Below are 13,297 nucleotides of genomic sequence, written 5' to 3' on the forward strand. Positions count from 1 at the left end.
CACGTGTCGTCAGGGTCGGACGGGTGGTGCGGTCGGAGGTCCTCAGGCGGTGCGGGCCCAGTCCGCGAGGACGGGCACGCAGCGTTCGGCGAACGACTCGTAGTCGGCAGCGGTGTTGTAGACGTGGGTCGACAGCCGCAGGTAGCCCACGCCCGCGAAGGCCGTGAACGCGCACTCGACGCCGAGCTCGTCCAGGACGCGGTCGCGGAGCGCGTTGCCCTCGCCGTGTCCGGCGGCGAGCGCTCCGGGCAGCCGCACGAGGCGGAGCGCGCCGACGGGCATGCCGACGTCGACGCGGTGGTCCTCGCCGGTGATCGCCGAGAAGGCTCCCGCCACGACGTCGACGGCGTGGTCGGCCAAGTCGGACATGTAGCGGCGAGCTGTGTCCCATCCCCACGTGTCGCCGATCAGGTCGAGCGACGTCGATGCCGCGAGCCAACCGGTGAGGTCGAGGGTGCCCTGGGTGTCGAAGCGCTCCGGGAAGGGGTCGGTCGCACCCCAGGAGTCGATCGACGGGTTGAGCTCCTGGACGAGGGGGCCGCGGGCGACCAGGACGCCGGTCCCGCGGGGCGCACAGGTGAACTTGTGCAGGTTGCCGACCCAGAAGTCGCACTCGAGGTCGGCGAGCGGATCGGCGAGCAGTCCGGGCGCGTGCGCACCGTCGACGAGGACGGGCACTCCGAGCTGCGCGGCGTGCCGTGCCACCGCCCCGGCCGGGAGGCGCCGCGCCGTGGGGGACGTCACTTGGTCGATGACGACGAGGGACGTCGCGTCGGTGATGCTGTCCGTGATGATCTGGGCTGCCGTGTCGTGGTCGGCGTCGAGCGGGACCGAGACGGTGCGGACGCGGCCGTTCCAGCGCCGGGCAAGTCGCTCGGCACCCATCGTGACCGCTCCGTAGCCGTGGTCGGTGACGAGGATCTCGACACGGCGGCCCACCGGCAGGCTCGAGTAGACGACGCTCGCGCCGGCACTCGCGTTCGCGACGAACGCCGTGTCCCGGACGTCGGTGCCGAGGAACTCGGCGACGCGGCCGCGAGCCTGCGCGACGAGCCCGGGCAGCGGCGGGAACCAGGCGACCGGGGCTGCTTCCATCACGTCACGGAGGCGCTGCTGCTCGGCCTGCGTGGCGCGGGGCACAGCGCCGAACGAGCCGTGGTTGAGGTGGCCGAGGTGCGGGTCGAGCGTGAACGCAGCAGCCGCCGGCCGCCCGTCCTGGAGCGTCAGCGGCTCGGGGCCGACCGCGGGATCAGTTCGAGCGGCGTCGGTGGTGGTCGCGAATGCCATGCCGGCAACACTAGGAAGTCATCAGATGACTACGGTTTCGACTGCGTTACGAACGTGTCAAAAGCCCGATCAACTGCAAGGACATCCGATGAGTCACCCGTCGAAGCATGTTGATGGCCCGACTTCGTGCCGGTAGGCTCGCCCCGACGAGAGGGGCGCGATGTCCGCGGTCGACGATGCCTTCCACGGCCTGCGTCACATGATCAGCTCAGGGCGCCTCGGCGCCGGGCAGCGGTTCCCGCCCGAGGCGGACCTCTGTCAGGAGCTCGGGGTCTCGCGCGGGTCGTTGCGCGAGGCTGTCCGCATGCTCTCCGCCCTCGGTGCCGTCGAGTCCCGCCACGGATCCGGCGTCTACGTGTCGGCGCTCCGCCCCGAGGACATCATCGGCAGCCTCGCCCTCACCGTCGGCCTGCTGCCACTGTCCGGACTCCTCGACGTGTACGAGTTGCGCCGGGTGCTCGAGAGCCACGCCGCGGCCCAGGCCGCCGCGCGCGCCAGCACCGACCTGCTCGACGAGCTCGACGGCGTGCTCGACGCACTCGAGGCCACCACGGACGTCGAGGAGTCCGCGCAGCTCGACTCCGACTTCCACGAGGCGATCGCCCGGGCCGGAGGCAACCCGACCATGGTCGCGCTGCTCGGCGTGTTCCGGAGCCGCAGTCGCGCGTACCAGATGTTCGACATGCCGGACGGGCAGACCATCAAGCACACCAGCGACCAGGCGCACCGGGCCATCGCACGGGCCATCCGGCAGCGCGATCCGGTCGCCGCAGCCACGGCGGCGGCGAGCCACGTCGCACAGACGGAGCAGTGGCTGCGGCACTACCGTCCCGACCCGACGGGCTGACACGCACGGCGGAACGGCTTGTCTGCAACCAGCGGAGCGGCCGGGAGGTGGGCGGCACGAACGAGGACCTCGACCAGGTCGGCACCGGCCCGGCGGGCGCAGACGACACCGAGGGTGCGCGGACGACGCCACCTGGGTGAGCGCTTCTGGAACCCGCGCCGTCGCGCCCGCTGGATGCGCGCCTCCAGACCCGGGCAGGAGGCGCGGCAACGCCCCGCCCCGCCGGTCACGTCGCCGTGACGTCACCCTGACACGCGCCGACCTTCAGTCCCAGGGACCGTCCGCGGTGCCGAGGTGTTCCTTGCCGAGCGACGTGATCGGCAGGGCCGCGAGGCTCGCGATCCCCACTTGCAGGAGCGCCGCTCGCGAGGTCCCGACGCGCCCGATCGCCCCCATCCCCTCGATCACCGCGCAGAAGTAGGTGCCGAGCGCCTCCGCGTCGGCATCGGCCTCGACCTCGCCGGCCGCCTGCGCGTCGACGATGCAAGCCGTGTAGCCGGCGCGGATGGTGTCGAAGGTCTCCGTGACGGTCGCGGCGACCTCCGGGTCACGGGCCGACAGCTCCACCGCCGCGCGGAGCAGCAGCGAGGGTGCCCCCTGCGCTGCACCGTGCTCCACGGCCACGGACACCAACTGCGTCCGGATCCGTGCGATCGGCGACTCCGCACTCCGCAGAACCGCCTGCACGACCTCGACGGCCTCGGCGGTGTCGCTGAGGAACGCGCGCATGAAGAGCTCCTTCTTGCCGCCGAACGTGTTGTAGAGGCTCTGCCGCCCGAGTCCCGTCGCCGCGAGCAGGTCGTCGAGGGAGGTGCCGTCGAACCCGGACTCCGCGAACGTGCGCCGGGCGCGCTCGACGACGTCGGCCTCGTCGAACTTGCGCGGTCGGGGCATGTGGGCTCCTCGGAAGTCATTGTTGACTGATCAGTCAAGCACGACGTACTGTTCTGGACCAAGCAGTCAACAACAACTCCAGGAGGACTTCATGGTCGGAGCACTGCAGGACAAGACCGCACTCGTCACGGGCGGTACCTCGGGTATCGGGCTCGCCGTCGTGCGCCGCTTCGTCGCCGAGGGGGCACACGTCTTCGTCACCGGGCGACGGCAGGAGGCGCTCGACGCCGTGCGCGACGAGCTCGGCGACGCGGTCACGACGATCCGCGCCGATGCCGCCCGAGCGGAGGACATCGCAACCGTCTTCGCTGCGGTCGCCGAGCGTGGTCACGGTCTGGACGCCATGCACGCCAACGCCGGTGGCGGCGAGTTCAAGCCGCTCGACGCCGTCACCTCCGAGGACTTCGAGGCGACGTTCGGCACCAACGTCCGCGGGACCACCCTGACCGTCCAGGGCGCCTTGCCGTTCCTGCGCGAGGGGTCCGCCGTCGTCGTCACCGGATCGACGGCGGCAGCCGGCACCGAGCCATCGTTCGGCCTGTACGGGGCGTCGAAGGCCGCGATCGCCGCCCTCACCCGCACGTGGGCAGCGGAGCTCGCGCCGCGCGGCGTCCGGATCAACACCGTCGTCCCCGGGCCCACGGAGGCCCCGGGTCTCGCGGGCCTCGCTCCGGGCAACCCGGACGCGCTCCTCGAGCAGATGGCGAGCGGTATGCCGTTCGGCCGCCTCCTGCGCCCGGAGGAGGTCGCCGCCACCGTGCTCTTCCTCGTGTCCGACCAGAGCTCGGGGATGACCGGGAGCGAGCTCCTCGTCGACGGGGGCAGCAGCATCGCTTGACTCCGTCAGCCTCCTGTCGGGTCTGCATGAAGCTGCCCCGCACGACGCCGGCACCTGGTGGGTTCTGGGACTCCTCGCCCTCCCTCGTCGCAGCGCAACCTCTCCTCACGTCCGCCGCCTATCACGCGGTCAGCCGTCGGCGCCGTCTCGATAGCCGATCGGCTAGTGAGACGGTGACTGAGTCCTTGGCGGCGGTCGGCGCCGTCCTCTCGCACGCTCGCTGGGCGACCGCTAACGGGCACCCTGCGCGGTCAGAGGATTCGGGTTTGGTTTCCCCTGCTCACCGCAACCGCTTCTGAGACAGCACAGACGCGGGCCCCGATCCAAGCCCCTCGAACGAGCGGTAGGACCGCCACGCAAAGGACATTAAGGTTTACTCAGTGTTCAAAGGAGGAACCAATGTCACACGAACCCCGCGATCGCGCAGCTCTCGCTCGAGCCTACCCGGACCCCGTGTGGCGACAGCGTTTCCTAGAATTGCTCGCAATCGTGGACCTCCTGAGCCATTCCGTGATTGAAGGAAACTTTAAGGTTTCAGACGAACTGAACCGGGCAATTGTGCTGAGTGATGCCGGCAGGAAGGTCCGCGATCAGTTGATCACCAAGGAATCTGTCGATGCCAAGGACGCTAACCTTTTGTGCCTGCTGGGCCTCGTACACCTTGAGCCACTTATCGACGTCGACAAAATTGATGTCGATCGTCTCATTGAAGCAATTTCAAACTACGTCCTGGATGGGCGAATCAGATTTCCCCTAATCTTCGGTCGGGCGTTGTACGACGGCGCAGCAAGTCTCATCCCGGAAGAGCGCGCGATTTTGAAGCACGAGGACACTCTGCGTCTCCTAGACGGCAAGCCGCGCGGCGTCTTTCACTCTGGCCCGTTCCTGATTGGTCCCTTCGGCGTGCGCAGAGTGGCACATCGACGTGCACTAGCGCCACGTTTGTCCGTGCCAATCCAACACTGTGCGGATCTCTCGTGTGCGGCCGTTCACTCCGTGCGACTCACGACAAGCTACGACGCCAGCATCAACAAAACGCGATCGGCCCTGTATAAGGTGCTAGATCAAGTTTCGAAGGATCCGGCAGACTGGAACGGCTTCGTCCTCGACTTCACCGAGGGTGATTACAACCCGTATGCGATCGATGACGGATCGACACTACCTTTCCTGCTCGGGGACGGATTCTCCGACGATGAGTTGCGTGTTCTTGTCGGTTATGTGAATGAGCGAACAGAGGGACGCCTTACGGGCGAGGCACGTCGTTTCGACCTCAAAGGATCCATGGAGAAGTGGCTTCCGGACCTCGATCGCGCACAGTTGCTCCACATACTGCTGACTGAAACGGACGACAATCTCGCCCGCCTACTCGACCTAGCGATACGCGACGAGGCGGTTCGGATCCCCGTGGGCGAAGTCCGCCGGCCGGTGGTCAATCATCGAACAAGATCCGGCGCGTGGCGCCTCCGGCCCGAAGCGAGTTCGCTTGGATACCGTGTTCGCCCCCGCGATGAAACCACGACGCTCCTCCGATTGGCGTCGACCGTCCGCGCAATGTTTGATAAGGACTCACCGGAGGATATGGATGAGCTTGCCTGGATGCTCCGTGACGTGCAGGGTAAAACGACCGGTGCTCGGCTGGAGGAGTTCCTCCGCCAGGAGAGTCCGCGCGGCATAGTTTCGACTTTGATCCTCGGCCGACGGCGGAACGCTCAGCGGGCCGCTGATGCCTTGAAGATTACACTCAGCACGGACGACGACTTCGTAGACCGCATCCTGTGGAAGTTGGGCTTCCCGTTGGAGCGTCGCACAGACGTTAGAGATGAATACTGGGACCGTCATCAGGCACTCGAAACCTTTGTCACCACAGCATCGGCAAGCGCTGAATCGACCGAGCCGCGTTTGAGGGAGATCGCGTCAAACTACTTCGTTGAGCTTGAGCGATTCCTGTTCGATTCGCTCACCTTCACGACCTGGGCACTACTTACAGACCACGTTACGTCGAAGAGCCCATTCCGGCATCATCACACCGCAGCTAGGGCTTTCACAATTGAGAGGTTGAATGCGTCTGTCGAGCGGAAGCCTGGGGTAGCTCAGAATGATCTGCGAGAGGACCCAGACCTCAATAGCATTGTGCAGGGTTTTATTCGACTTTCAGATCACCTGGCTAGCCTGCTTTCTCACAGTGCAGATTTCCTGCGCGATGAGCAGGAGCTCCCGAAGTTCGCTCGGCGCACGGATCTGCAGCGGTTCCCCTTCCGTCACACCATCCCATTCCTTGATCTGACCGACTCGTCGCAGCACACGCTCCCGCAGACTCTCCATGCGGTTGGCCAGCAACTAAGTAATTCGGGAATCATGACAGCGCGGAACGGACTTGCACATGCAAAATCGCAGAGGACCCCAAGTGTCCTAGAGGTCAACGACGCGCTCTCGAAGGCCCGTTCTGCGTTGCGGCTCCTCGAGGAGATCGGCTGTGTGAGGAACACCTACCAAGCAGTATCGACAAGCATCGATGCATGGGGCCGAGCATCTACCCTGATGCGATCTCACGGGGCGGACATCTCGTTCTCCGGCCCGAGCGGTTTCGGCATGCTGGGCTTGCCCTCCCTGACGCTGCCCGTGTACCTCATGCAGGGCGCAGTGTTCGCGGAGCCGAACGAGATGCTGCGCTTCCGCGAGGGTTTCGACTCCGAGTACTCCGAGTACTGGGAGGGGATTCCGCACCGACCTGAACCGGGCAGCCCCGACAGCCCGAGTCAGCCCAACCAGACGGTCGAGGAACTCGCGTCTCCTGCTCCGATTGCCTGAGGTCGCGGCGTCCGGGCGAACTTTGGGCTGCTCAACGCGGAGCCATCAATCCGATCACGTAGCGCTGGTGCGTCCCGCATCGCTGTCGGTCGTGCGGCGTCGTCATGAGCGTGTCAAATAGCGGTGCGCTGATTGCGCTTCGCGCGCCGCGCAGTGCTTCGGTCCAACATGGCAGGGGCGCCGTGGCGTCGGAAGGCTTTCCTGTCTCGGTCAGCGATCGTCTAACCGGCACCCGCAGACTCAGCGATTGCGGACACGACCAACTCACCGATCGTGAGCCATGTGCGCTTGCAGCCGTCGACCAGCAGCGTCTGCATTTCCGATGCCCTCTCTCTGCCAGCGTCCCTCACCTGATCGTCCCCCACGAGCAAGCATGCCGCCAGCTCGACTTCGAGCTCAGACGCGAGAGTGGCGAAGGCCGGAGCTTCGCGAGCTGCTGAGTCTCCGTCCCGTTAGTTAGCAGCCCGATGCGGTGACCCAGTCTCGAAGTGGACCGGTGGCCGGCCCCCGCGCCGCTACTAGTCCTGGTCCAGATCGTCTTGCAGGCTGGCGATCAGTGATAGGGCGGTTACTCGTAATTGATTCGCCAACTCCACGTAGTTGCGGGCAGCCCCAGAAGTCGGAACAGCTTCACCGTGAGCCACGTGGTTTCGCAGCGCGAGGAGGTTGTGCACTGCCTCAAAATATTTGCTAGAGATAACGTCGTTCTTCCGCAGCTGGTCCAGAACGATACGCGGATTTTTACTCGGTCGACCGGGGCCAGCCGTGACGGCTCGAAGGTCGAACAGTACCTGCGTGAGGGCCGTCCACGACATCATGATTGCCCCGGACGGGTCTCGACTGGGATCGGGCACATACGGTTCAGCAATCGGTCCTTCTACAACCGTGTCCCGCTCCTCCTCGTGGTCAACAGGATCGCTGCCAGCGCGGCCGCTGGGCGCGGTGCCGCTCACAGGGTCGTCGCTGTTGCCAGGCGCGGTAGCAGGTCCAGCGCTGTCAATGTCGCTTGGCGCGGTGGAAAGGCCAGCGACAGCCCCAGTGCTAGGCGCGGTGTCAGCACCAGGCGCAGTTCGGCCGGGGCGGCGCCTGCGCCGGCCCCAGCGCCAGCCCCGTCTTTCTGCCCGTTCGCCATCGAGAATCGACTCCTCGGTGTCCTCCAAGAGCTCCTGAAACTCGAGTTCACCCCCAAATCCTTTCGCAGTCTTGATGCGGTCGATCAATTTGCGGAGTGGCTTCAGCAAGATGAGCACGATCACAAGCACCACCACGGGCCACGAGAGAACTTGTTCGGTCATGCCCAGCGCAAACTCTCTCCAACTCATGACGCAATCATGGCAACACGAGGGCTTGCAGACCAACCCCCAGTAGTGGCCAACCGACGTTTCCTCCGTCTCGTTGGGCGGCAAGCTGAGGGGAGGACTCAGAACTCGTCACTTGGTCAGGCGTTCGTGGTGAATTTGCTGCCGTCAAACGCCGACCGCATCAGAGCTCGCTCGTGCCGAGCACGCTCTTCTCGCCTCGTCAGCCGATGACCCAGTCCTCGGAAGTGATCAAGTCCACCAGCCGACCGGGGCCGCCGTTCGTTTCGCCCGAGATGACCATGCCGCCCTCGACCTCCGCGACGGCGATGACGAATGGGTCAGCGCCATTCTTCCGGCCCTGCTTGACCCAGTTGGGGAACTGCGTGCCGATCTGGCCAGCGATCGCAGCAACTGCCGCTGTAGTTGCGTAGATGCTGCGCTCTCGCCCCGCTCCCTCTTCCTCGCACCACTCCCGCACAGGCGCGTCCACGGAGGTCGCTTCCGACCATGCCTCTTCGGAAATGTGCATGCGGCCGTCGTCGATGAGCAGGTCGATGCGTTCCCATAACGCCGGAAAGTTCGGTCGCGGGTAGAATCGCTCCATACCGTCGATGAGCGCGCTCGTGTCGACGGAGTAGACCTGGCCGCCGCTCATACCAGCACCTCATCGGTCCTGATACGTTCGAGTAGCCTAGGGATCTTATCGTACGACACGTCGAGAAGGTGCGCGGTATCGCGGGAACTGAGCACACCCTCGTTGTGCGCACGCAGCATCGACACGATGAACGCTGACCCAAATCACGGACCTTGAGCTGGTAGTAGATCGGCGAGTCTTTCCCCGCGCGTGCATCCTTCTCGTCTCGCTTGAACAACTCGTACGCGGACCGGAACTCCCTGCGCAGTAGCGTGTAGTCATCCCACGTCGCCAGCCGGAGGTTCACCATCCGGAGCAAGGCCGCTTCCGCGCTGGACCCAAAGCGATCGCCGAGCCCGCGAAGGTCGTCATAGGAGCGGGCTGACACGTTCCGTTGGCGGGTCTCCGCCCGAAACTGCCGCGCCGGCATCAGCGTCGCCGCCGCGACCTGGTCACAGAACCGCTCCTCGGGTGAGGCGCCCTCCCGGCTGAGATCGCACAGTGCGCCGCTGCGAAGTCCCAAGTGCGTGAGCTCGTGCATCAGCGTGAACACCTTGCCGCGTGGCCAATCGCTGCCGTTCAACGCGACGACCGGCGCAAGGTCATCCGCGATTGAGAAGCCGCGCATCTCGGCGATCGGAACGCGCTGCACTTGGATGATGAGGTAGCCGCGAGACTCGACACGCCGGACTATCTCACGCAACAACTCGGCGGGCTTTGACCATAGCAGAGCGGGCAGCTCGTCAAGGGCGAGCTGCTGACGCACGAGCTCGCCGGAGCGCTCAGCATCGTCGGCATCAATTCCGACTGTCTGCAGGACGGGGAATGGTAGCTCTCCAAGGTCGTCGTGCGCCTCATGCAACGCATCCTGTTGTCGCCGAGCGCGAAGAATCGCCCTCCGCAGGATCGCCGACTCGTCCCCTTCGCTCTCGGGTCGGCGGAAGTCTGGCACTTCGAACACCGCCTCGTCCTGCACCGGAACCGGCATGAACATTGCAGCCAGCGGCCGGTTGTACGCGGCCGCCGCCTTCCGCAGCTGAATGATCGTGGGTTCGTGAGTCCCTTGCTCCCACTGGTCGATTCGAGCAGTACTCACTCCAATGCGAGCCGCAGCTTCGCCGACGCCAAGCCGAGCGGACTCACGTGCCCAAACCAACACGTCCGGCTCGACCGCGAGGTGACGTTGAACCGCCATCAGCTCACCCCCGAGCTACCCATGATGGGAAGCGTACAGACCCGCACTGACTCTCACGCTCCAGGACGCGGCCAAAGTGGTGCGCAACTCATCGCCTCTGTATGGCCGGTCCTCGACCGCACACCTCCGCGTCTGACGCCCGCACCGAACACCGCCCGTCTCACATGACCCGTCCGATGCAGATCTCGATGAGCGTCCGCTACCCGGACGGCTGCGGGTCACCAAGAGAACGAGAACGCCCCGCCAGCCGAAGCCAGCGGGGCGCCCCCGCGAGTCAGACCAGACTCAGAAGTCCCAGTCCTCGTCCTCAGTCTTCTCCGCCTTGCCGATGACGTACGACGACCCGGACCCCGAGAAGAAGTCGTGGTTCTCGTCCGCGTTGGGCGACAGCGCCGACAGGATCGCCGGGTTCACGTCCGTCGTCTCCTTGGGGAACATCGGCTCGTAGCCCAGGTTCATCAGCGCCTTGTTGGCGTTGTAGTGCAGGAACTTCTTGACGTCCTCGGTCAGACCGACACCGTCGTAGAGGTCCTGCGTGTACTGCACCTCGTTCTCGTAGAGCTCGAAGAGCAGGTTGAACGTGTAGTCCTTGATCTCCTGCTTGCGCTCTTCCGAGGCGCCCTCGAGGCCCTTCTGGAACTTGTACCCGATGTAGTACCCATGGACGGCTTCGTCGCGGATGATCAGGCGGATCAGGTCGGCGGTGTTGGTGAGCTTCGCACGCGAGGACCAGTACATCGGCAGGTAGAAGCCGGAGTAGAACAGGAACGACTCGAGCAGCGTCGAGGCGACCTTGCGCTTCAGGGGATCGTCACCGGTGTAGTAGTCGAGGACGATCTGGGCCTTCTTCTGCAGGTTCACGTTCTCGGTGGACCAGCGGAAGGCGTCGTCGATCTCGGGCGTCGAGGCCAGCGTCGAGAAGATCGACGAGTAGCTCTTCGCGTGGACCGACTCCATGAACGCGATGTTCGTGTAGACGGCTTCTTCGTGCGGGGTGATCGCGTCGGGGATCAGGCTGATCGCGCCGACAGTGCCCTGGATGGTGTCGAGCAGCGTCAGGCCGGTGAAGACCCGCATGGTGAGCTGCTGCTCTGCCGGCGTCAGCGTGTTCCACGACTGCACGTCGTTCGACAGCGGCACCTTCTCGGGGAGCCAGAAGTTGTTGACCAGCCGGTTCCAGACCTCGACGTCCTTGTCGTCCTGGATGCGGTTCCAGTTGATGGCACTGACCGAGCTGATCAGCGGGATGGACTTGCCCGTGGCGTGGACCGGGTCGGTGAGGGTCATGGGATTGTCTTCCGGATTCGAGATGGTGATCTGATGACGGACTGGAGGCGCGGGGCGGGGCCCGCCCCGCGCCTCCAGGAAGAGAGCGGCAGCTCTACAGCATGCAGCTGACGCAGCCCTCGACCTCGGTGCCCTCGAGGGCGAGCTGGCGCAGACGGATGTAGTAGATCGTCTTGATGCCCTTGCGCCATGCGTAGATCTGGGCCTTGTTGATGTCACGCGTGGTGGCGGTGTCCTTGAAGAACAGCGTCAGGGACAGGCCCTGGTCCACGTGCTGCGTCGCCGCGGCGTACGTGTCGATGATCTTCTCCGGGCCGATCTCGTACGCGTCCTGGTAGTAGTCCAGGTTGTCGTTCGTCATGAACGGCGCCGGGTAGTAGACGCGGCCGAGCTTGCCTTCCTTGCGGATCTCGATCTTCGACGCGATCGGGTGGATCGACGACGTCGAGTGGTTGATGTACGAGATCGAACCGGTCGGCGGGACGGCCTGCAGGTTCTGGTTGTAGATGCCGTGCTCCTGGATGGACGCCTTCAGCGCCTTCCAGTCGTCCTGCGTCGGGATCGTGATGTTCGCGTTGTCGAACAGCGACGCGACGCGGGGGGTCGCGGGGGTCCACGTCTGGTCGGTGTACTTGTCGAAGAACTCACCCGACGCGTACTTCGAGTCGCGGAAGCCGTCGAAGGTCTCGCCCGTCTCGATCGCGATCTTGTTCGACGCACGCAGGGCGTGGAACAGCACCGTGTAGAAGTAGATGTTCGTGAAGTCGATGCCCTCTTCGGAGCCGTAGTAGACGCGCTCACGAGCGAGGTAGCCGTGCAGGTTCATCTGGCCGAGGCCGATGGCGTGCGACTTGTCGTTGCCGTCCTCGACGGAACGCACCGAGGTGATGTGCGACATCTGCGAGACCGAGGTCAGGCCGCGGATGGCCGTCTCGATGGTCTTGCCGAAGTCGGGCGAGTCCATCGTCAGCGCGATGTTCAGCGAGCCGAGGTTGCAGGAGATGTCCTTGCCGATCTCCTTGTAGGACAGGTCCTCGTTGAAGGTCGTCGGGGTGTTGACCTGCAGGATCTCGGAGCACAGGTTGGACATGTTGATCCGACCCTTGATCGGGTTGGCCTTGTTCACCGTGTCCTCGAACACGATGTACGGGTAGCCCGACTCGAACTGGATCTCGGCGATGGTCGTGAAGAAGTCACGCGCCTTGATCTTCGTCTTCTTGATGCGCGAGTCGTCGACCATCGCACGGTAGTTCTCGGAGATCGGGACGTCGCCGAAGGGGACGCCGTAGACCTTCTCGACGTCGTACGGCGAGAACAGGTACATGTCCTCGTTGTTCTTCGCGAGCTCGAACGTGATGTCCGGCACGACGACGCCGAGGGACAGCGTCTTGATGCGGATCTTCTCGTCGGCGTTCTCGCGCTTGGTGTCGAGGAACTTCATGATGTCCGGGTGGTGAGCGCTGAGGTACACCGCGCCGGCACCCTGACGCGCACCGAGCTGGTTCGCGTAGGAGAAGGAGTCTTCCAGCAGCTTCATCACGGGGATGATGCCCGAGGACTGGTTCTCGATCTGCTTGATCGGGGCGCCGGCCTCGCGGATGTTGGAGAGGAGCAGGGCCACGCCGCCGCCGCGCTTCGAGAGCTGCAGCGAGGAGTTGATGCCGCGCGAGATCGACTCCATGTTGTCCTCGATGCGGAGGAGGAAGCAGGAGACGAGCTCGCCGCGCTGTGCCTTCGCCGTGTTGAGGAACGTGGGGGTTGCGGGCTGGAAGCGGCCGGCGACGATCTCTTCGACCAGGTCGATGGCGAGCTGCTCGTTGCCCTGGGCCAGGCCGAGGGCGGTCATGACGACGCGGTCCTCGAAGCGCTCGAGGTAGCGCTTGCCGTCGAACGTCTTGAGCGTGTAGCTCGTGTAGTACTTGAACGCGCCGAGGAACGTCTGGAACCGGAACTTCTTCGAGTACGCCAGGTCGTTGAGTCGCTGGATGAAGTCCAGCGAGTACATGTCGATCGTGGCTTTTTCGTAGTACTCGTTCTCGACCAGGTAGTCGAGCCGCTCCTTCAGGTTGTGGAAGAAGACGGTGTTCTGGTTGACGTGCTGCAGGAAGAACTGCTTGGCGGCCTCACGATCCTTGTCGAACTGGATGTTGCCGTCCGCGTCGTAGAGGTTGAGCATCGCGTTGAGGGAGTGGTAGTCCATCCCCGT

General features: G+C 64.7%; 9 protein-coding genes and 1 pseudogene. 3 read left to right on the forward strand and 7 right to left on the reverse strand.

Translation table 11 applies throughout. From position 1 onward, the window contains the following. Positions 1-42 precede the first annotated feature (42 nt). Entirely contained in the window at positions 43-1,287 is a 1,245-nt protein-coding gene (locus KZI27_RS17120) for an aminotransferase class V-fold PLP-dependent enzyme (protein WP_222658564.1), read from the reverse strand. Between the two features lie 160 nt (positions 1,288-1,447). On the opposite strand from KZI27_RS17120, the gene KZI27_RS17125 reads away from it, so the two are divergent. Then, the gene (locus KZI27_RS17125) at positions 1,448-2,134 is read left to right on the forward strand and encodes a FadR/GntR family transcriptional regulator (protein ID WP_222658565.1); all 687 of its coding nucleotides are present in this window, start codon (positions 1,448-1,450) and stop codon (positions 2,132-2,134) included. Between the two features lie 264 nt (positions 2,135-2,398). Here the strand turns inward: KZI27_RS17125 and KZI27_RS17130 are convergent, their stop codons facing one another. Further along, positions 2,399-3,028 carry a TetR/AcrR family transcriptional regulator gene (locus tag KZI27_RS17130; protein WP_222658566.1) on the reverse strand — a complete coding sequence of 210 codons (630 nt, stop codon included), beginning with the start codon at positions 3,026-3,028 and terminating at the stop codon, positions 2,399-2,401. Between the two features lie 91 nt (positions 3,029-3,119). Between KZI27_RS17130 and KZI27_RS17135 the strand changes: the two genes are divergently transcribed. Next, a complete protein-coding gene (locus tag KZI27_RS17135; protein ID WP_222658567.1) occupies positions 3,120-3,866 on the forward strand; it encodes an SDR family NAD(P)-dependent oxidoreductase in 747 nt (248 codons plus the stop codon). 489 nt (positions 3,867-4,355) lie between these two features. Then, the gene (locus KZI27_RS17140) at positions 4,356-6,674 is read left to right on the forward strand and encodes a hypothetical protein (protein ID WP_222658568.1); all 2,319 of its coding nucleotides are present in this window, start codon (positions 4,356-4,358) and stop codon (positions 6,672-6,674) included. A 518-nt stretch (positions 6,675-7,192) separates the two neighbouring features. On the opposite strand, the gene KZI27_RS17145 is transcribed toward KZI27_RS17140, so the two are convergent. The 5 genes and pseudogenes from KZI27_RS17145 to nrdE form a co-directional block, all read right to left on the reverse strand. After that, positions 7,193-7,996: a hypothetical protein gene (locus KZI27_RS17145; RefSeq protein WP_222658569.1), complete on the reverse strand. Its 804-nt coding sequence runs from the start codon at positions 7,994-7,996 to the stop codon at positions 7,193-7,195. 199 nt (positions 7,997-8,195) lie between these two features. Further along, on the reverse strand, positions 8,196-8,630 hold the full coding sequence (locus tag KZI27_RS17150; RefSeq protein WP_222658570.1) for a DUF4411 family protein: 435 nt from the start codon (positions 8,628-8,630) through the stop codon (positions 8,196-8,198). Positions 8,631-8,931: 301 nt separating this feature from the next. Continuing rightward, a pseudogene (locus KZI27_RS20490) lies at positions 8,932-9,804 on the reverse strand (XRE family transcriptional regulator); the annotation flags it as partial. Positions 9,805-10,089: 285 nt separating this feature from the next. Further along, positions 10,090-11,091 carry a class 1b ribonucleoside-diphosphate reductase subunit beta gene (gene nrdF, locus KZI27_RS17165; protein ID WP_123314333.1) on the reverse strand — a complete coding sequence of 334 codons (1,002 nt, stop codon included), beginning with the start codon at positions 11,089-11,091 and terminating at the stop codon, positions 10,090-10,092. Positions 11,092-11,185: 94 nt separating this feature from the next. Beyond that, positions 11,186-13,291, reverse strand: coding sequence for a class 1b ribonucleoside-diphosphate reductase subunit alpha (gene nrdE, locus KZI27_RS17170; protein ID WP_222658571.1), 2,106 nt, complete (start codon positions 13,289-13,291; stop codon positions 11,186-11,188). Positions 13,292-13,297: the final 6 nt, after the last annotated feature.

This window comes from Curtobacterium sp. TC1, assembly GCF_019844075.1.
Classification (GTDB): Bacteria; Actinomycetota; Actinomycetes; order Actinomycetales; family Microbacteriaceae; genus Curtobacterium.

Excerpts from the sequence above, each read along its gene's own strand:
- KZI27_RS17120 (WP_222658564.1), bottom strand. The coding sequence starts at position 1,287 with ATGGCATTCGCGACCACCACCGACGCCGCTCGAACTGATCCCGCGGTC.
- KZI27_RS17125 (WP_222658565.1), top strand. The coding sequence starts at position 1,448 with ATGTCCGCGGTCGACGATGCCTTCCACGGCCTGCGTCACATGATCAGC.
- KZI27_RS17130 (WP_222658566.1), bottom strand. The coding sequence starts at position 3,028 with ATGCCCCGACCGCGCAAGTTCGACGAGGCCGACGTCGTCGAGCGCGCC.
- KZI27_RS17135 (WP_222658567.1), top strand. The coding sequence starts at position 3,120 with ATGGTCGGAGCACTGCAGGACAAGACCGCACTCGTCACGGGCGGTACC.
- KZI27_RS17145 (WP_222658569.1), bottom strand. The coding sequence starts at position 7,996 with ATGAGTTGGAGAGAGTTTGCGCTGGGCATGACCGAACAAGTTCTCTCG.
- KZI27_RS17150 (WP_222658570.1), bottom strand. The coding sequence starts at position 8,630 with ATGAGCGGCGGCCAGGTCTACTCCGTCGACACGAGCGCGCTCATCGAC.
- nrdF (WP_123314333.1), bottom strand. The coding sequence starts at position 11,091 with ATGACCCTCACCGACCCGGTCCACGCCACGGGCAAGTCCATCCCGCTG.
- nrdE (WP_222658571.1), bottom strand. The coding sequence starts at position 13,291 with ATGGACTACCACTCCCTCAACGCGATGCTCAACCTCTACGACGCGGAC.